The sequence below is a fragment of the Coprococcus sp. AM11-30B genome, assembly GCF_027674365.1.
Taxonomy (GTDB): domain Bacteria; phylum Bacillota; class Clostridia; order Lachnospirales; family Lachnospiraceae; genus Allocoprococcus; species Allocoprococcus comes.
Window position 1 is genome coordinate 1 of record NZ_JAQDVB010000024.1, and the last position, 19,337, is coordinate 19,337.

The 19,337-nt window shown below is 38.6% G+C and carries 19 protein-coding genes and 4 pseudogenes; 15 read left to right on the forward strand and 8 right to left on the reverse strand.

Going from position 1 to position 19,337, the window contains the following annotated elements; genetic code table 11:
• Positions 1–267 precede the first annotated feature (267 nt).
• Positions 268–870 carry a Type 1 glutamine amidotransferase-like domain-containing protein gene (locus tag PGU50_RS14490; RefSeq protein WP_055271744.1) on the forward strand — a complete coding sequence of 201 codons (603 nt, stop codon included), beginning with the start codon at positions 268–270 and terminating at the stop codon, positions 868–870.
• Positions 871–940: 70 nt separating this feature from the next.
• Complete coding sequence (locus PGU50_RS14495; protein WP_270247268.1) at positions 941–1,150, forward strand: DUF6219 family protein; 210 nt, start codon at positions 941–943, stop codon at positions 1,148–1,150.
• 106 nt (positions 1,151–1,256) lie between these two features.
• Here the strand turns inward: PGU50_RS14495 and PGU50_RS14500 are convergent, their stop codons facing one another.
• Positions 1,257–1,697, reverse strand: coding sequence for a CpXC domain-containing protein (locus PGU50_RS14500; protein ID WP_243014524.1), 441 nt, complete (start codon positions 1,695–1,697; stop codon positions 1,257–1,259).
• A 6-nt stretch (positions 1,698–1,703) separates the two neighbouring features.
• Here PGU50_RS14500 and PGU50_RS14505 point away from each other — a divergent pair.
• Positions 1,704–2,069, forward strand: a pseudogene (locus PGU50_RS14505) (FtsX-like permease family protein); the annotation flags it as partial.
• A gap of 159 nt (positions 2,070–2,228) precedes the next feature.
• Here PGU50_RS14505 and PGU50_RS14510 read toward each other — a convergent pair.
• The gene (locus PGU50_RS14510) at positions 2,229–2,465 is read right to left on the reverse strand and encodes a DUF6061 family protein (RefSeq protein WP_117824044.1); all 237 of its coding nucleotides are present in this window, start codon (positions 2,463–2,465) and stop codon (positions 2,229–2,231) included.
• A 303-nt stretch (positions 2,466–2,768) separates the two neighbouring features.
• Here PGU50_RS14510 and PGU50_RS14515 point away from each other — a divergent pair, with 303 nt between their 5' ends.
• From PGU50_RS14515 to PGU50_RS14540, 6 genes and pseudogenes are all read left to right on the forward strand, one after another.
• Positions 2,769–3,758: a LacI family DNA-binding transcriptional regulator gene (locus tag PGU50_RS14515; protein ID WP_227084569.1), complete on the forward strand. Its 990-nt coding sequence runs from the start codon at positions 2,769–2,771 to the stop codon at positions 3,756–3,758.
• 193 nt (positions 3,759–3,951) lie between these two features.
• On the forward strand, positions 3,952–5,871 hold the full coding sequence (locus tag PGU50_RS14520; RefSeq protein WP_270247269.1) for a PTS beta-glucoside transporter subunit IIBCA: 1,920 nt from the start codon (positions 3,952–3,954) through the stop codon (positions 5,869–5,871).
• Between the two features lie 21 nt (positions 5,872–5,892).
• The gene (locus PGU50_RS14525) at positions 5,893–7,335 is read left to right on the forward strand and encodes a glycoside hydrolase family 32 protein (RefSeq protein WP_270247270.1); all 1,443 of its coding nucleotides are present in this window, start codon (positions 5,893–5,895) and stop codon (positions 7,333–7,335) included.
• 275 nt (positions 7,336–7,610) lie between these two features.
• A complete protein-coding gene (locus PGU50_RS14530; RefSeq protein ID WP_055262107.1) occupies positions 7,611–7,853 on the forward strand; it encodes a hypothetical protein in 243 nt (80 codons plus the stop codon).
• Positions 7,840–8,028 (forward strand): annotated as a pseudogene (locus tag PGU50_RS14535) (helix-turn-helix domain-containing protein); the annotation flags it as partial. The gene PGU50_RS14530 and the pseudogene PGU50_RS14535, both read left to right, overlap by 14 nt.
• Before the next feature lie 160 nt (positions 8,029–8,188).
• A pseudogene (locus PGU50_RS14540) lies at positions 8,189–8,680 on the forward strand (site-specific integrase); the annotation flags it as partial.
• 113 nt (positions 8,681–8,793) lie between these two features.
• Here PGU50_RS14540 and PGU50_RS14545 read toward each other — a convergent pair.
• Complete coding sequence (locus tag PGU50_RS14545) at positions 8,794–10,191, reverse strand: hypothetical protein (protein ID WP_118199486.1); 1,398 nt, start codon at positions 10,189–10,191, stop codon at positions 8,794–8,796.
• A 71-nt stretch (positions 10,192–10,262) separates the two neighbouring features.
• A complete protein-coding gene (locus PGU50_RS14550) occupies positions 10,263–10,640 on the reverse strand; it encodes a hypothetical protein (protein WP_117824040.1) in 378 nt (125 codons plus the stop codon).
• 110 nt (positions 10,641–10,750) lie between these two features.
• Between PGU50_RS14550 and PGU50_RS14555 the strand changes: the two genes are divergently transcribed.
• From PGU50_RS14555 to PGU50_RS14570, 4 genes and pseudogenes are all read left to right on the forward strand, one after another.
• The gene (locus PGU50_RS14555) at positions 10,751–10,963 is read left to right on the forward strand and encodes a helix-turn-helix domain-containing protein (RefSeq protein ID WP_004846074.1); all 213 of its coding nucleotides are present in this window, start codon (positions 10,751–10,753) and stop codon (positions 10,961–10,963) included.
• A 165-nt stretch (positions 10,964–11,128) separates the two neighbouring features.
• Positions 11,129–11,272, forward strand: a pseudogene (locus PGU50_RS18200) (ATP-binding protein); the annotation flags it as partial.
• 173 nt (positions 11,273–11,445) lie between these two features.
• Complete coding sequence (locus PGU50_RS14565; protein ID WP_270247271.1) at positions 11,446–11,571, forward strand: hypothetical protein; 126 nt, start codon at positions 11,446–11,448, stop codon at positions 11,569–11,571.
• 111 nt (positions 11,572–11,682) lie between these two features.
• Positions 11,683–12,744 (forward strand): Fic family protein, encoded by a 1,062-nt coding sequence (locus PGU50_RS14570; protein WP_270247272.1) that lies wholly within the window; start codon positions 11,683–11,685, stop codon positions 12,742–12,744.
• Positions 12,745–12,778: 34 nt separating this feature from the next.
• On the opposite strand, the gene PGU50_RS14575 is transcribed toward PGU50_RS14570, so the two are convergent.
• The 3 genes from PGU50_RS14575 to PGU50_RS14585 all read right to left on the reverse strand — a co-directional run bounded on the left by PGU50_RS14575 (position 12,779) and on the right by PGU50_RS14585 (position 15,911).
• Positions 12,779–12,910 carry a hypothetical protein gene (locus PGU50_RS14575; RefSeq protein ID WP_270247274.1) on the reverse strand — a complete coding sequence of 44 codons (132 nt, stop codon included), beginning with the start codon at positions 12,908–12,910 and terminating at the stop codon, positions 12,779–12,781.
• 279 nt (positions 12,911–13,189) lie between these two features.
• On the reverse strand, positions 13,190–14,950 hold the full coding sequence (locus tag PGU50_RS14580; RefSeq protein WP_270247275.1) for a diguanylate cyclase domain-containing protein: 1,761 nt from the start codon (positions 14,948–14,950) through the stop codon (positions 13,190–13,192).
• 202 nt (positions 14,951–15,152) lie between these two features.
• Positions 15,153–15,911, reverse strand: a complete 759-nt coding sequence (locus PGU50_RS14585) for a GntR family transcriptional regulator (RefSeq protein ID WP_270247276.1) — start codon at positions 15,909–15,911, stop codon at positions 15,153–15,155.
• Between the two features lie 416 nt (positions 15,912–16,327).
• On the opposite strand from PGU50_RS14585, the gene PGU50_RS14590 reads away from it, so the two are divergent.
• Both PGU50_RS14590 and PGU50_RS14595 read left to right on the forward strand, forming a co-directional pair.
• Positions 16,328–17,089, forward strand: a complete 762-nt coding sequence (locus PGU50_RS14590) for a creatininase family protein (RefSeq protein WP_117824036.1) — start codon at positions 16,328–16,330, stop codon at positions 17,087–17,089.
• A gap of 12 nt (positions 17,090–17,101) precedes the next feature.
• Positions 17,102–18,178 (forward strand): M42 family metallopeptidase, encoded by a 1,077-nt coding sequence (locus PGU50_RS14595; RefSeq protein ID WP_270247277.1) that lies wholly within the window; start codon positions 17,102–17,104, stop codon positions 18,176–18,178.
• 180 nt (positions 18,179–18,358) lie between these two features.
• Here the strand turns inward: PGU50_RS14595 and PGU50_RS14600 are convergent, their stop codons facing one another.
• Entirely contained in the window at positions 18,359–19,300 is a 942-nt protein-coding gene (locus PGU50_RS14600; RefSeq protein WP_117558041.1) for a TlpA disulfide reductase family protein, read from the reverse strand.
• Positions 19,301–19,337: the final 37 nt, after the last annotated feature.

Genomic DNA, 19,337 nt, shown 5'->3' on the forward strand with positions numbered 1-19,337 from the left:
TCATTGCGGATGGATTCAAAAATATCTTTATACATAATAAAACCTCCAGAATAAGTAGTCTTAATAATTACATCTACCTATTCGGAGGTGCATTGGCGTCATAATTCCGATTGCGGAAGAGGCTAGAAAATGTTATTCTTATCATAGGCAGTGGAGCTTTCTTAGTTCAGTTGTTTCGTGTGGTAATAAAAATAAAACTGCGCCACAGCCTTGGCAGGCCATCGCGCAGCGATTTTGTTCAATCGGAATTTATAAAGGAGAATATTGATGAAACTATTTTTATGTTCGCACTTTTCAAGTGTAGGAAGTCTGATAAAGGAGGAAATTGAAAATAAGAAAGTCGCATTTATTCCAACAGCTTCACTGCGTGAAGGCTACACCGGTTATGTCGGCTCGGCTCGAAAATTATTCAAAAAGTTGGGAGCAATCGTAACTGAAATTGATATTTCAACGGAGGCTTATTCAACGATACAGTCTGTTTTTGAAGAAGCAGATGTGATATATTTTACCGGCGGAAATTCTTTCTTTCTTATGGACCAGCTCCGTAAAACGGGAACTGATGGGCTACTGAAAAAGGAATTGGCAAATGGAAAATTGATGATCGGCGAGTCGGCAGGCGCAATTATATGCGCTCCAAGCATCCAATATATCGAGCAAATGGATGAAAAGCCAGAGGACTACTCACAAGAAGATGATGCAGGGCTTGATTTGATTGATTTCTATGTTCTTCCGCATTATCTTACAGCACCATTTAAGAAAGTTACCGAGAAAATAATGACTGAGTTTTCGGATTTGAATCTATGCCCTATTAACAACCGTCAGGGAATTGTAATTGATGGTGAAGGTTCAAAGGTTATTTGCAAAGACTAATTTGAAAATTCTTGTTTGTATATATCTTTTAAAAGGTATATGATTAAGAAAAACGGCAGGAGGTATCTGAATGAAATCACATAAATATTGGTCTATCGGTGCACTGATTACAATGCTTGGAACTTTTTATACAGGTTATAAGGGATCAAAAGAAGGCCATAAGTACTTTGCAGCAAGTTCTTTGCTTTGCATGATTATAGCTATTTATACAGGACACAAGATGATTTCTGGTAAAAGTAGGAAGAAAAAAGAAGTTTCAGTAGAGAGTGTTGAAGATTAAAAAACAAAATATTTTAATAAATAACGCCGGTGCGGGATTTTTGATATCCAGTACTGGCGTTATTTATTCTACAGGGGCTTGGGGGGTGTAGCCACCAAATATATTTTTAATTTTCTTCTTCGGTAAGTTTGTTAAGGATCCACTCCCTATTGATAACAACATCCTCATCATCGCGGAGATCCTTGAAATCATCGCAGTGTGAAGAAGCAAATTCATACATATTGTCAATGTCAACTGCACCAGTAATCTCACTCTTATTAATGATTACAAGAATATTTGTTCCGTCGTCATCGACAGCAAAGCGCAGTTCATCAAATTCTTTATCAGGATCATTTTTGAGAATAGAATCTGTCGCAAGTAATTTGACAAGTTCCATTATCCTGTCATCCTTACCAGCATCAAAGATCTGGATCTTTTCAACGAGCTGATTTGGTGACGTTACAACTCGGTTTAAGTACTTTTCAGTATGAAAATCAGCTAAAGCATTTTTTTCACAAAATATTTCACATGTCTTTTCCACTTCTGATTCCGGAACCAGATAAATCATGATAAGATCGGTTTTATGAATATGGCAAACACCATGATCATGAATATTACGACAAAAAAGCAGGAATATGGTGTATTACAGGCTGTGGGTATGACAAATAAACAATTAAATTTATGCCTGCAGCTACAGGGACTGATTTTTACGGTTGGCACCATATGCGTAGCACTTATCGTTGGTCTGCCACTCGGCTATGCACTTTTTTCCTATGCAAAACATAATGGAATATTTGGAATGAATGTCTATCATGTTCCAATTACACCAATTCTTGCTATGATTTTGCTGGTCGGTCTGTTGCAGATTGTGCTTTCCCTCGTTCTAAGCAGTAATCTGAAAAAAGAAACGCTGGTTGAAAGAATAAGGTATCAGGGATAGCAAGTATTGCTGGGATATCCTCAGTATCATAACAGGAATTAAAAGCACTTGGTTTCAAAAAGTTTTGTACTTTTGACAAAATGCAACCGATTTTTCATCAATTATAATAAATTTGATTAAGCAGCCTGTGTGTAATGAAGCATACAGGCTGCTTGCATTTTATAACTCTAATGAATCTTCTGTATCTACCCACATCTGTAAATTGCCCTCAAGATATAATCTCGCATATTCAAGTGGTTCATCGACTGCAAGTGAAGTCAATGCACAGTCTGATCCGGGTGTGGTTTTTAAATCCTTTTCGGCTTCCCAGCAGTCAATGCGAAGCATATAGCCAACATTTGTATAAATGTCAATGCTGTTTCGTTGTGGATTGTATTCTGCAAATATTGTTCTCATCGTATCCCATCTCCTTATCATTTAATCAATCATTAGTATATGGTCAGAGAATGAAGAAAAACCGGAATTCACGAACAGGATTCCGGTTTTTTAGCTGCCATAGGATGCAAGATAAGCTGTCACTGGCAGGTTCTTTGTGTGAATCCTCTATTTCGGACAAGAGATAATTTGACAGGAAATTTCAAAGAAGAGTATAATACATATTAAGACATTTTGAATCGGCATGTGTCCGGAAGAAGCTGTCACTGGCAGGTTCTCTGTATTATAAGCAGGTTCGAAATAGACGCTATGGGGGAAAATAATTTGGAAAAAAAACTGACAATAAATGATATAGCCCAGATGTCCGGTGTGGCAAAAAGTACTGTATCAAGATATCTGAACGGGGGAAGCGTCAAAGATGCAACGGCCCAGAAGATAAAAAAAATCATCGAAGAAAATAATTATGAGCCGAATCTGTTTGCAAGGCTGAATGCAAAAGAGAGCCGGATCATAGGACTTACGGTACCTGGATTTAACTCGATAACAACACCGAGACTTGTAGAAGTAATCGTTGCCTATCTTAAGAAAAATGATTATACACCTCTTATCATGCATACGGAAAATGATATCGAAGAAGAAATACGCTGTATCGAACGGCTGAAGAATATGAATGTAGATGGAATTATGGTTCTTGCGACGGGAAGCACAAAAGAATACGAAGAAGCAGTAAAGAAGTTAAAAATTCCAATCCTGTTTCTTGGACAACGCTTCCCGGGAGAGAATTCTGTCATTAATGATGATTACAATGCAGGATATGCGGTGGGTAATTATATCGGACAACGTAAGTTCAAGGAGATTTATATGCTCTGGGTACCTGAAGATGACCCGGCAGTAGGAGGAGAACGACGCCATGGAGTGATCGATGGACTTATGTCCTGTGAGAAAAAGCCAAAAGAAGTCATAGAGACAACGTTCTTTTATGAAAATGCAATTGAAAATGTACAGAAATTTGTAGATCATATGAAGACACCGGCGGCAGTCGTATGCGCAACAGACCGTATCGCATTTGGCGTGTACAAAGTAATGTCAGAGAAAGGTATACGGATACCGGAAGAAGTATCCGTGGTAGGATTTGGCGATTACGAAGCAGGAGAACTGTTACAGCCGCCACTTACGACGGTAAAATTTGACTGGAAGAACTGGGGGGAGATCAGTGCTGAGTCGATGATCCAGATGATTTTAGGAAAGCCGGTAAGCCCGCTTCAGGTCAACCCGTATAAAATTATAGAAAGAAAAAGTGTAAAAGAGAACTGAGAATCAGGCGGATCTGTCAATTTGACAGACCCGCTTTTGTGCAATATAGACAAATTTAGATATCAATTTTTGGAACCGTTTCCAAAAATGAAATTGCAGTGACGTTTTGTGTTGACATACAAAAGCTGATGTATATAATAAAAACATGGGAGCGGAACCGGTTCCAAAATAAAACAATACAAGGAGAAGAGAAATGGGAAAGAACAATGAGTATCTGGAAATATCAAAACAGATCGTAGCCAATATTGGTGGAATGGATAATATCCAGGGAACAGCACACTGTGCAACCAGACTCAGGATCATATTGAAAGATAATGATCTTGCAGATATTGAAAAACTGGAAGATATCGACAAAGTAAAAGGTGCGTTCATAGCAGGTAATCAGTTACAGCTGATCCTGGGAGCTGGAACAGTGAATGATGTATATGAGGTATTTGCCGAGTATACGAATACACAGAATATGTCACTGGGAGATCTGAAGGAAGAAAGTGCGAAGAGGCAGAATCCACTTCAGGCAGTGATCAAAGCGTTATCTGATGTATTTATCGGAATCATGCCGGCACTTCTTGCAGCAGCCCTTCTGATGGGAATTACAAGCGTCCTTGGCGGACTTGAAGTAGTAAAGACACATGATACCTTATATGCGATCAACCGGCTGGTAAGTCTTGCGTCTACAGGTATCTTTGCAATCCTTCCAATGGCAGTATGCTATTCAGCCGTAAAAAGATTTGGCGGGAATCCAGTTCTTGGTATGGTAATCGGAGCAATCATGTTAGACAGTTCTCTTGCCAATGCTTACCAGGCTGCACAGGGAACCGTTGATATAGAAGTTATCCGTCTGTTCGGACTGAAGATTGAGATGGTAGGATTCCAGGGAGGAATCATCATCGCGCTTATGATGGGATTTGTAGTTGCAAAACTGGATAAATTCTTCAATAAGGTAATTCCGGATGTAATCAAGCTTCTGGTTGCACCAATGCTGACAGTATTTATCTCTACGGTATTACTTTTTACACTTGTAGGTCCGGCAGGACGAATTCTTTCTAATGGAATCACAGACGGACTGATGTGGAGTACAGAACATCTGGGAGCATTCGGGTATGCGTTATTTGCCGGAGTTCAGCAGATCGTAGTTATCACAGGTCTTCATCACATTATCGGTGCGGTAGAAGCACAGCTTATTGCATCGACAGGAACAAACTTTTTAAATCCACTGATGTCTGTAGCTTTATTTGGACAAAGTGGTGCGGTACTTGGTTATCTTTCCCTGAACTGGAAGAACTTAAAAGCCAGAGAGCTTTGTATTCCAAGTTTCTGCTCGACATTATTTGGTATCAGTGAACCGGCAATCTTCGGAGTAAACTTACGTTACAAGTTTCCACTGATCGGTGGATGTATCGGTGGTGCAGTTGCAGGTGCATATGTATACTATTCAAAGCTTACTGCTCTTGGATTCGGTACAACTGCACTTCCTGGAATGGCAATTTCTAATCCGGCACATCACGGGTACATTAACTACATCATTGCACATGCAATCGCGATTACGATTGGATTTGTATGTACAGTCATCTTTGGAAAAATGTGGTCAGCACCGGATAAGAATAAAAATGACAAAAAGAACGATACAAAAGAAAATGATACAACAAAGGCAGTTATTACAGAAGAGCCTGGTGCAGTCTATGCAGCAGCAGAGGGAACAGTAAAAGATATCGAAGCATCGACAGATCCGACATTTGCAAACAAGGTACTTGGAGACGGTGTCGTTATCTTTCCGGAAGACGGAACCGTTATGGCACCATGTAAGGCAACCGTATCACTCGTATATCCAACCGGACATGCAATCGGACTTACAACTGCAGATGGAGCAGAGATCCTGATTCACTGCGGGGTAGATACCGTCAATATGAACGGTGAAGGATTTGAGACACTTGTAAAAGAAGGACAGGAAGTAACAGCAGAAGAAGCACTTATCAGATTTGACATCGACCTGGTGAAGAAGCATGGATACTCTCCGGAGATTCTTGTTATCTTCACAGAGCTTCCGGAAGGAAAGACCATCAAAACAGAAGAAAAACATATTGCAAAAAATGATAAGATGGCTGAAATCGTGTAAGGATAAGGTGGACAGGAACAGATGAACAAAGAGACATATTTAACAGAATATCCGAAGCATGAAAGTATGAGGGAGAATGTAAAAAAAGATAAAAACAGACTTCACTTTCATATGATGCCGCCGACAGGCTGGATGAATGATCCGAATGGTCTGTGTGAATTTCAGGGTGTGAATCATATTTATTTCCAATATACACCATTTCTTGCCGGATGGGGAACGAAGCTTTGGGGACATTACACAACAAAGGATTGGATTCATTATAAAGAAGAAGAGCCGTTCCTTTATCCGGACGAAGAATGGGACAGAGACGGTGTATATAGCGGATCAGCCTATACCTGTGAAGATGGAATTCACTATTTTTACACAGGAAATGTAAAACTCTGGGATAAAGATTATGATTATATCATGAATGGACGGGAACAGAATACGATTCACGTATTCAGTCCGGATGGAAAGAATATTGCATACAAGAAGCTTGTAATGACCAATGATGATTATCCGGTGAATATGTCCAAGCATGTCAGAGATCCAAAAATCTATAAAAAAGACGGCCGTTATTATATGATCCAGGGAGGCCGTGATGCGGAATCTGATGGCTGTGCACTTTTGTTTTGTTCCGACGATCTGGAACACTGGAAATGGTACGATACGGTGCGGACAGCAAAGCCATTTGGTTATATGTGGGAATGCCCGGATCTGTTCGAGATTGACGGCCAGCAGATTATGACATGCTGTCCACAGGGAGTAGATCAGAAGGGATATGATTACCAGAATGTGTACCAGTGTGGATATTTTCCGGTAGAGTTTGACCTGAAGAACAAATCATACAGCTTTGGAAAATTTCAGGAATTTGACAAAGGATTTGACATCTATGCGACACAGACATTTGCAGATGAAGCGGGTAGAAGAATCCTGATTGGCTGGATGGGGATTCCGGATGCAGATTATGATAATGATACAACGGTTGCATATGACTGGATCCATGCACTTACCATGCCAAGAGAACTGGAATGGAAAGATGGAAAGATCTTACAGCATCCATTAAAGGAGATGAAAGATCTGCGTAAAAATGCATTTACCTGCGAGCTGGAAGCATTTACAAAGTGGGCGCCTGCGGACTGCTGTTTTGAACTGAGACTTGACGTGGAAGAAGCAAAAAATCTGGAGCTTAAGCTTCGTGAAGATGTTACAATAAGCTGGAAGGACGGGCTTTTTACCTTATCGATGGGAGAAAGCGGACGTGGAAGAAAGCAGCGCTTTGCTAAGGTGGAAGAGCTTTCGGATATTACCATCTTTTCGGATACATCAGCCATTGAGATATTCATTAATAACGGGGAAACAGTTCTGACAACAAGAGTATATAGTGAACATCTTGAACAGAAAGTAGAGCTTGTATCCAGAGAGGTAAAGGGAAGCGTTCATGGATATGAACTTGGATCATTCGAGGTTGAATATAAAAAATAGATTCCGGACTGCATAAGATATAACAGGTGAATATACGGAAAAGAAAATAAAAATGTGGACAGGTTCCTGAAAAAAGAGGTGCCAGTCCACATTTTTTATACCATAGTATGCAAGAGATGCTGTCAGTGGCAAGTTTTTTGTATCTGACTTTGTACTAGCATATTAGCAAAGAGAAAATTGCAAAATGTATAAAACAGAGATATTATTATAAAATAAGAATCTGTTATGGAAGATGTGAAATATCAGATAACAGGATATATGGAGTGAAGGTGGTTATGAAAAGTAAAGACAGTAAGATTTCTAAAATAGTAAGAATGCTGATGATGCTTTTAACAGTGATCCTGATCGCCCTGTTTTTGACGATCATGATTCTGGTCAGTAAGATACAAGGGACGGCGCGAGTGGTGAATTATGCTGGCCTGGTCCGGGGAAAGACCCAGCAGATCATCAAGCTGGAGGATGCAAAAGAACCGCAGGATGAGATGATTGCATCGGTAGCCTCTTTCAATGGGATTTGAATCGAAAGATGAATATAATGAGATTATGTTTCTCAGGGAGATCACGCATACTGTCAACGCATTTAACGATATGGCAGATGTGATAAGACTCTATTCTAAAAAACCAGAAACAGCAGAACAAAGGCTTGCCAATCTTTTATCCGAAGTTATGTATGAGGATTCTGAATCGGTATAGTAAGACAACCGGAGTTATGATACAATGAGCACAAGCGAGTCAGGCTGTTCACAGATTTGACGAGCGGCGAATTGGCTTATGGACTTGTCCATAAGATGCCTACACGCAAGAAGCATTTCAACAGTTCCGATTGTCTGATATCGAAAGGAGACATACGATTATGGCAAAAGGATCTGTTAGAAAAAAAGGAAAGAAATGGTACTATCGCTTCTATGTAGAAGATGCAAGCGGTAAAATGGTTCAGAAAGAATATGCTGGAACCGAAAGTAAAAGTGAGACGGAAAAACTTCTCCGCAAAGCACTGGAAGATTATGAAAACAAGAAGTTTGTCGCAAAGGCAGACAGCCTTACGGTAGGGGAACTTCTGGATATGTGGGCGGAAGAAGAACTGAAAACCGGAACACTCAGTAATGGCACAGTGGAAAATTACCTTGGTGCAATCCGATGTATTAAGAAACACCCGATTGCAGAACGCAAACTGAAAACAGTTACCGCAGAACATTTACAGAGTTTCCTTGACCTGCTTACATTCGGTGGCGAGTTTCCAGACGGAAAGGTGCGAAAAGGATACAGTAAAGATTATATCCATTCTTTCTCCGCAGTGTTACAGCAGTCATTCCGTTTTGCAGTATTTGCAAGGTTTGTGACCTTTCAAGTCCTCTATATAGCATGGTTGGATTTGATACCGTCCGTTCTGTCAAGGACTGCCCTACGGCGTATCGGCTTCGCCTTGTTCCTTGACATCACTTGGAAACAAAAATAGGATTATATTAAAGACTTTTCCTTCAATCGTTCCCTAATATGTATTTCAGTTAATGGTTCATCAAAATCAACAGTTAATAATGTCACTCCCTTTTCACGACATATTCTTGCTTTTCTGGAATCATGTTCCTTTTGCTTTTTTAACTGTTTTTCACCACCCCAATGTTTGATTGGATTATAGTGTTGCTGTCCTTGATATTCTATTCCAAGTTTAATTGCATCAATATAAATATCTAATTCTAATCCCTCTAACCATTTAGGACGATAATGTGTTTTAACTTCATAGTTAGAATAAATAGTTTTAATAATATTAGCTAAAGTTGTTTCACTAACCCATGATTCACCTACATTTTTAAAACCAAATTCTTTTCTCACCGTGTTTTCAATACTTTTCTCAAATTCTCTTCTTGCTTCTTTAGCTTGTATATACAAAATGTCAGAGCTTGGATTAGTTTCACTTTGTTCACTGGCTAATATAAACTTATCCCAATATTTTAGTATATTTTGAGGACATTTATCTCTAAGTATTAATTGTTTTTGTATATTAACATGTCCTTCTAACATATAGTCAATGCCATATTCTAAATACCGTTGTCGAATATACCAACCATATTGCCTTCTGAACGCAGTTCCATACATTGCTGAACAATATTCTTCTTGTGGTAATTTTCCATTGCATTTGTGGCATATTTTGCTTTCAAATTTGAATAAAGAGAGTGGATTTCCTGAATTTTTTGATGTTATTTCTTCTATAAGTTTTGGAAATTCATCCGTTCTTAATACTATTTTTTCGCCTTGATGTCCAAAAATTTCTTGTCTTTTCTTTTCTAGAGCTATATAGTTTTGTATAGCTTGTTTTTCACAATCACAAAAATAAATATCCTTAGATTCTCTAGATTTTTTAAAAGCGAAAAATCCTCCATATAAATCGGGGTATAAAACATAAGGAAATGGCAAATCTTCTAACGGTTCTTTTGGAATATACTCATAAAATGCATAGGGGTTGATTAATTCACTATATTCACCTGCATTTGCTTCTAAAATCTTCTTAAAATGCCACAAATCCGTTTTAGTTTCAAATTTTTTCCCATTTAATAGTATAATGACATTTTTCCACTTTCGAATTTTAGAAATTATATATTCAACAAAAATTGTATTATCAATATATTCTTGAATGGTATTTATAGTAAAAGAATGAGATCCATTATTTTCCGTATAATTAGGTAATGTTTTAGCTTTGTCAATTATATCATCGTAATATTTCGATTTAGTTTTTTTAAATTCGACATAAACGATATTACTATTTGATAATTTTTCAGTGTTCCAAAATTCATCTAAACTGCACGCTGGTATTTGAGTGCTTTCATCATATCCTTCTATAGATAAATCCAAAAAATTCATAATGTACTCCTTGCTTTAATTTATATGCCTATTGTAACATATTAACAATATCTCCTGTATACCACCACAAATTATTCACCACAATTTTTTATTTCTAATTTTCCATCATCTGATGTATACACAATTTGTAATGCCATACAATTATATTGATAATGCCATTCAGTATTATATACTGATATAATCATTTCATTCGGCTTCCCTGTAATATCATAGGAAAAGCGAACATTTCTATACTTATTTTTAACAGCCTTTTCAATGAGTTCTTCTGCATATTTTTCTTTGTCCAAGATAAACAGTTTATTAGCAATGACATCGAATTCTTGTTTATAAAAAGCACCAGACGTGCTGACCATAGTGTTAACAGCTTGTTCTTCATGTCCGTATTGTAAATATCCCAGAAAAGCAATAATACATATCAATATCCCCATAATAATATAGCTTTTTTTCATACAACACCTCTCAAGCTAGTGTTCGTATACGAACACTGTTATAAACGCTATTTTACGCTAATAATAATTACATAGCAAGGAATTATGAAAGAAAGCGGAAAATTCATGAGATGATTAAATACGATAAATTATGGGAGACAATGAAAGCCAAAGGCATTTCACAATATGATTTATATACGCATTATCATATGAACCGTTCTCAGCTGAACAGGTTAAGACATAATCAGAATGTTGAAGTAAATACAATTGATAAGCTGTGTAATATATTGGATTGTAATGTGGAAGATATTATGACACACTATCCAGACGATAATGTATTTTAGAGGAGATATGAAGTGATGCATGAAAAAGATGATACCATGCTGAACGATTTCTCCTTTCTTGTTTTTTATTTTTACCACCTATGTTGTCAAAAGGTAGTCAAATGTAGTCAAAACTCAATTGAAAAAATGCTTATTTTACGGGGATTGCGAGTATTTCTCATAGGGTTCAATTCTCTGCGTAATATCCCGGACTCTTTCAAGAAGATCGTCATTGTAAATGGCAGCAAAAAGCCTTGGAGAAATGATGAAGGTTTTGTCATCATGGGAATGAAGTATTTCTTGCTGAATGCGAATAGTCTGGAATTTTAAGTCAATTTGAGTTGTTGCTGTGGTGTTATTCTATTTCAAAAAAGAGTAAAATGATATAAATAAGGCCACGGCTGATTTCATGTTGGAACAGCCGTGGCTCAGTTTATTTTTTTATCCGTACAAACGAGACTGTTCCGCAGATTATGTAGAACAGACAGAGTACGATTCCGATAGTGAGAACATACTCCAACTGCACGGTTACTGTTGCTGATGAAGTCGATCCGGAACTTCTGGCAAAAGTATTGGCAAATCCAGAGATGCGGGCGTTGCTCAATTCGCCGGCAAAGACGATGAAGTAATAAATTCTATATCCAAATGAGTATATTTATTGTGCATATGGAGAATTTATCTCCATCAAATCTATTGAAATCTCCATTATTTAGCATTAAAATGATGGAGATAAATTCAAAATGAAGGAGATTTCAATGAAAAATTTTGATTATATTACAAATCCTGCGAAGTTGCTGACACCTGAAATTGTTCAGATGGTTGGCAGTATTCATGAGCATAAAGGTAAACAGGAATTATTTCTGGAAGCAAACATAGATGAACTGAAAACACTTCTGGAAGTTGCTTTAATTCAAAGTACGGGAGCATCTAACCGAATTGAAGGTATATTTACAAGTGATAAACGTTTGAAAGAACTGGTAAGTCAGAAAGCAGAGCCACGTAATCGGTCTGAACAGGAAATTGCCGGCTACCGTGAAGTGCTGGCTACGATTCACGAAAGTTATGAATATATCACTCCAAGACCAGACATTATTTTACAGTTACATCGTGATTTATATTCTTATTCCCAAGGAAACATCGGTGGTACCTATAAGAATTCAGACAATGTAATTGCAGAAACCGATGCCGAGGGACACCAGAAAGCTCGTTTTATTCCAGTTCCAGCTTTTCAGGCTGCAGAAACAATAGACGAACTTTGCGCTCATTTTCTTGAAGCATGGGAAGCAAATCTCATTGATAAACTGATTTTAATCCCCATGTTCATTCTGGATTTTCTGTGTATTCATCCTTTCAATGATGGAAATGGTAGAATGAGCCGTCTGTTGACTTTATTGTTGTTCTATAAGGCTGGATATATCGTTGGAAAGTATGTCAGCATGGAAATGCTGATTGAAAAAACGAAAGAAACATATTATGAAGCTCTTCAAGCAAGTTCTGTCGGTTGGCATGAGGATGAAAACAGTTATGAGCCTTTTGTTAAGTATTATTTAGGTATTATGCTGAAAGTATACAATGAATTTGAAAACCGTGTAGAACATTTGAAGTATCATAATCTTTCCAAGCCGGATAGAATTAAGGCGGTGATTGATAATAAGGTCGGTAAGATAACGAAGAAGGAAATTATGGAACTATGCCCTGACATAAGTAAGGTTACCGTTGAAAGAACACTGACGAATTTAGTTAAAAGTGGGTATATCGCAAAGGTCGGTGCAGGTCCATCCACCGGTTATGTCCGTATTTGAAAAATTATTTTCAAATAAATTACTTGTTTTGCTTTTAATTTCGATAAGAAGCATGTTCTTCTTTTACGGCCTGTAATTCGTCAGGATGCGATGCTAAATGAATGATAGCATTCCCCATAACGAGAGCTCCTGTTTTCATTCCATTTTCACCAAATAATTCGCTCATTTATTTCGCAAGCACCCATTCCAAGCAAAATGAAAATCTTTAAACTTTGGTTTCAACAGTTGTAATACGTAAGAATCTTCCATAATCTGTATCCTCTCTTAATCCCTAAGATCACAAGCACTTTCCAGTCATGCTTACTTTTGCTGTTGCTCACTCAGCAATAGTTAGTCTAACCGTTTTCCTTATTCTATCACAGTATCGTGTTATTCTTCCATCAGTTTTCAAACCAAGTATTAATATGAAAATAGATCATACGCTCTCTTTTTTTGCAATATTTTATTATCTTGCGAATTTATCATTGTAACGAATATGCATATCTTTCCAATCCATGAACAATACGTAAAATACCTTTCCGTATTGCGGGTTCTCTACAATTCTTCCATGATCAAGCACAGAAAAATAAGTTCCGTCAGCTTTTCGAAGATGGAAGTGAATATAGTCATTTTCATTACCACTGTCAATCTGTTCCCAGATACTTGATTCTATCTGTTGCTGTTCATCTTCCCGGATCAAGTTGCGAAAACTTTTCTTAGTAAGTCTGAACAGTTCATCTATATCTTTATATCCTGACATATGAAGAAATTCATCATTTGCAAAAAATAGTTCATCATCTTCTTTGTCAGCTCTGTATATGATGAATGCACCTGGAAGATGTTCCGCGATATCCTTGAATGCGAATCCAAGCTGTTTGCGGGCACCTGACCGAAATCCTTCTCTGTAGACCATACATCCATTTTTTCCATGAAGCTTTATTTCATAAAGAGCGGCATCTGCGCAGCGCATGAGTTGTGAACGATTGGATGCAAATGTTGGATATTCTGCATATCCTAGAGAAATATAAAATGCATGTTCCTTACCATGGTATGAAAATGATTTAGGAAGTTTGGTGAATTTCTGCAGCTGTATATCTGCTTCTGCAAAGGTACAATTTGGTAAAAGAATGCAGAATTCGTCACCACCATTTCTTCCAAGTAATGCATCGGATGGGAAAAAAGTCTTCATGCTGTCTGCAAGATTCTTTAGTGCCCTGTCTCCGTAATTATGTCCATAGATATCATTAATAAACTTGAAATCATCGATATCAAGGAGCACAGCCACAAAATGTGCTTTTGGATTTTTTTGAATCATTTTTTCTGCAAATTCATCAAATCCATAGCGGTTATAAATATTTGTAAGAGAATCTGTGCGCGCCAGTATCTGAAACTTTTTCTTATGTTCTTTTGCTACTAACCATACTCTGGTAAGAACTGACAGGAGAAGGCTTATTGTAAGAAATATTCCGATGATGATTATCAGTAATGTGGCATTTCTCCATCCACTTTTAGGAGTTACTTCAAATTTCCAGTTTTCATCTCCTATTGTAAATGTATAAGAAACAGGACGATTTATTTGCCCATCTGATTGATAAACCACTTTATAAGTATCACTCCATGGAGCGTCTGTTTTTGAAATTTTGTATTCGTATCCAAAATTTGAAAGTGCACTAATTGAATCTGAAAAAATATCCGGAACACGCAGGATAACAATAGTAAATCCCCAGAAATACTCATGTCCGTTTTTATCTTTCAGATATACGGGATTGCGGACTGCAATTCCATATCCTTCCTGTTTTAATTTGAAGGGGCCCTGCGTAATGATTGTATGGTTGTCTCTTGCGTAACAGGAAATTTTTCCGCGGTCTTTATCATGGATCAAATCAATCTTACCTGCCTCCTTTTCATTAGCCGGATAAATATCTGTAACAACACCATTAGGAGCGAGCTGTACACTTTCAATAGAATCAGACATAAGATTTCCTGCAATTGTTTCAAACTGATGGATTTCGCCATCTTCACTTATTAAGATTTGCTTCAAGGTATCTGTGATCTCAATTCCATTTGTAATTTCATTCTTTATTCGTTCGCCATAGGTGGCTACGTTTAATTGTGCTGTTATGTGTCTCTGCTCTTTTTCGTGGGCGTCTGTTTTGTATACAATCAAACTAATAAGGCATATGCCCAGTAAAAAAATGATAAGAGGCACAAGTGTTTTCTTTTTCACTTGGTTCACCTCATTTTGTCCATGGGAATTATTATAATAAAGCATTATATCACAGAAGTTGAAAAACAGAATAAGTTTTATGAAAAAACGAACTGTGCATAATCCTTATACATGAAATGAAAGAAATCCTTGCTGATGAAGTCGATCCAAAAGACAAAAGAAACATATTATGAACCCCTCAAACCATTATTAATGAAACGGATCAAAAACTCTGTTCTTTCATGAGTGAAAGTCTGTATACACGTCTGCCGGTTTCTTCATAATGCTGATCCAGAAGATCACAGGTTGTCTGGAGATCGTTAATCCGGATGGCCTCCAACAGACATTGGTGTGTCCATACTGCAGTGCTTCCGTTATGAGAGGTATTTTGAGCCGGTGTGTTTGGTTCTAAGCATTTGGCATTCTGAAGCGTTTCAGCATCTCCGCTTAACTGTCCAAAGCGATTAGCATTTTGAACCGAGAGGAACATGGCACCATTCAGTGGACTCAGCAGCTCCCACATTTTGGTCAGTCGGTTAAGCTGGGCAGAACGAATGATCTGCAGGTGGAATGTCTCATCTGCACGAACAGCCTTCATAGTATTGCCTTCGAGAATAGCCTTTCGAAATTCTTCAATACTGGCTTCCATTATCATGAGACTATAGTCACTAAGGAGGCAGTTACTTTTTTGGATTGCCAGTTTTTCAAGGCTGCCGCGCAGAAAAAAGACTTCATAAGCGTCTTGTGGAGAAAGCAGTGCGACTGTACATCCTTTGTTAGGACAGTAATCGACTAAACCTTCGACGGCGAGCTGTCGGAGTGCTTCGCGCACAGGACCTCGGCTGAGTCCGAATTTCCGGGCAATTTCAGCCTCTACCAGTTTTTCTTGAGGCTGAAGGATTCCATTGATAATCTGCTCCCGCAGAGATTCAAGAACAATTTCTGATGTAGTAGTATTTGATGTTTTTCGTTGTTTCTGCATATTTACCTCATAAAATTTTCAGAATAAGTATCCGTTTTCGATAGGTACGCTTGGTTCATAGTAGAACATACCGCCAATTTCTCGCATGTTTCATTTCCTTACTAATTAATAGAAAAAATTATACGGATGTCTTTTGTCCGTTAGCAAAAAATTTATTATAATTATAGTGGATTGTTAACAAAAACGAAAGTATTATTTTTGTTGTTAACATTAAATCGAAATTGTTGACAATCCTATTAGCCTAGACTATACTTGTTTTATCAAGAGTGACTCGGAAATTCTGCATTGTCAGAAAAAAGTAAATCCTAAAGAAGAACAGGAGGCAACGCAGTAATTGATGGTTGTCGGACTGTCTGGTTTCCGAACAGTCCGATTTTCAGCAGAGAAGAATAATTATTATAGGAAGGAGAGAAATTATGAGACTTACAAATTTGACTTGGCCGAAAGCCCAGGAATATTTTGAAAAGAATGATATGGTACTTATTTCTATCGGCAGTATTGAGTGTCACGGCCGTCACATGCCACTGGGAACCGATACACTGATTCCGGAGCATTTGTTGGAGAAAATCGAGAAGAAAAGTGATGTTTTGATTGCTCCGACGATTCCGTATGGTTCCTGCCAGTATTTAGCTCCGTATCCGGGTACAATTGATATTGACAATGAGGTACTCTATCAGTTTTGCCGTCAGATTTTTCTGAGTCTGTATCGTCACGGCGCAAGAAAATTCGTTTTCCTGAACGGACATGGTGGAAACATCAAGATGATTGAACGCCTTGGCATGGAATTCGAAGATAAGGGCTGTCTGGTGGCTATGCTTAACTGGTGGCTGATGGCATGGGATATGAACCCGGCGTGGAAAGGCGGTCACGGCGGTGGTGAGGAAACAGCTGCGATTCTTGGAATTGATCCGTCTTTAGTTGATAAGAGTGAGATAGGCGGTGAACTCCAGTTTAAGCACCTGTCTGAAAATCTGAAGACAACCGGTTTCTGTTCTGTTGAGTTCAAGGGAGTTAACGTTGATATTATACGCAATACTCCGCATGTAACAGACAACGGCTGGATCGGACCGGATCATCCGAATACCGCTACAGAAGAGTGGGGCAAGGAGATGCTTGAGACCACAGCAAACTATATTGTTGATTTCATGGAAGAATTCAAGAAAATAAAACTTTCATAAAGAGGTGTCAGAATGGATAAAAAAACAACGCTTGAAATGATTGCAGCAATTTCAAATGCAAACGGTACATCCGGTTTCGAAGATGAAGTGGTTGCAGCAATTCGTCCTTACGCAGAAGGACTCGGAGAAATTACAGAAGATCGCATGCGCAACCTGTATATCCGCCGTAAAGAAAATAACGGCAAACGTCCGGTTGTTCAACTTGACGCACATAGTGATGAGGTTGGGTTTATGGTGCAGGCTATCTGCCCGAACGGAACTCTCCGCATCATTCAGGTCGGAGGTTGGGTTAACCATAATATTCCGGCTCATAAAGTCTTGGTTCGCAACCGGTTCGGAGAATATATTCCGGGACTTACTGCCAGCAAGCCTCCGCATTTCATGACAGAGCAGGAGCGTAAAGCTCCTCTGGATATGAAAGATATCACGGTTGATGTTGGCGCTGTTTCTAAAGAAGAGGCGGTTGAAAAATTCGGCATTCGTATCGGTGAACCGGTAGTGCCGGATGTGACATTTACATATTCAGAAACCACCGATCTGATGGTGGGCAAGAGCTTTGACTGCCGTCTGGGATGTGCGGCAATTCTTAAGACCATGCATACCCTGGCTGATCAGGATCTGAATGTAGATATTGTTGGTGCTTGTGCAGCACAGGAAGAGGTTGGTGTGCGCGGTGCCACCGTGACAACACAGGTAATTAAACCGGATATCGCAATTGTTTTTGAGGGATGCCCGGCAGATGATACCTGCGTTGAGTCGTATATGGTTCAGACAGCTATCAAACGAGGACCGATGCTGCGTCACATTGATGCCCGTATGATCACCAATCCGCATTATCAAAGATATGCACTGGATCTGGCAGAAAAGCTTGGTATTCCGGTTCAGGATGCAGTTCGTAGTGCCGGTTCAACAAATGGTGCAGCTATACATTTGTCTGAAAAAGCGGTTCCGGTTATCGTTATCGGAGTTCCGGTTCGCTATGCACATACACATTACGGAATTTCAGCTTATGCTGATTTTGATAATGCGGTTAAGCTGGCATGTGAAATTCTTAAAAGACTTGACGAAGAGCAGATTATGAGTTTTTAAATACAATACATTAAAAAAATTCTGGATTTTATGCAGGAGCTGAGATAAGCAGAAACTGCATAAAATCCATTTTTTATCTTCGTTGAAAAGATTTCGGGTGAGATAACACCTATCGGTGGTCTGCCCCAAATGTGCTCAACCTTTGTCAGCCTCATTTAGCATACATCTTCAGTAAATGAATTATTTCTGGTCCAGTACGGACTGAATCTGCTTCATCAGCTGATCGTAGTTTGACTGATCGTCAATGCCACCCATGAAAGGTTCGCCAATGATATTTCCGTCTTTATCTACGAGAACTGTTGTCGGGAATGCCATAATGTTTCCTGCATATTTTCCAACTGTTGAATTAGAATCGAAAGTCAGGTTCTTGTAGGAAGCGCCTTGAGCTTTCAGGATTTCTTTTGCCTCTTTAATTCCGGCTTCATTGTTGTCTAAAGTATCCGTGTTGATACCAACAACTTCGCCACCCATTTCTTTGAGTTTCTCATTTAATTCATTCAGCTTAGAGAGCTCTCCGACACATGGCTTGCATCCGCTGAACCAGAAGTTTACAACTGTAACTTTGTTTTTAGCGAAAAGACTGTCATCTACATCGTTTCCATCCAGATCTTTTCCTTTGAAACCTTTGAATACAGCTGTGGATTCGTCTGATTTGGAGGAAGAGCTGTCAGAGGAATCGGATGCAGCAATCTCTTTCTCAAGCTTGGCAATTTCTTCTTCAATTCCGCGGATTGTCTCGATGTCTTTGCACAGAGTTTCATATTCTTCTTCAGAGAAAGAATCTTTGTTAGATTCCACTGTGTTTGCGAGGGAATCAGCATAGTTTTCGCTCATGGCATCACCGGCAGCGTTCTTGTTCATAAGACCAAAGGCTTTGTCCCATGCATCTTTGTGATCAGCAAAAAGCTGGTTTTCCTGCTGGTAAAGGTCATCCCGTTTTTTGTTCAGCTCGTCTGCGCTGCCCGTTTCTGTTGTGGAAGAAGATTCCTGTTTTGTGTTTGTATTGTCTGTTGAGGAGGAATTTCCGCAGCCTGTAAACGCAAAAAGTACAGAAATGGCAAGGGATGCAGCAATTACCTTTTTTAATTTCATTGAGTTTGTTCTAAGTGTTTTGTTTTTCATGAGTTTAAATCTCCTTTTCAATTTTATTTTGTTCGTT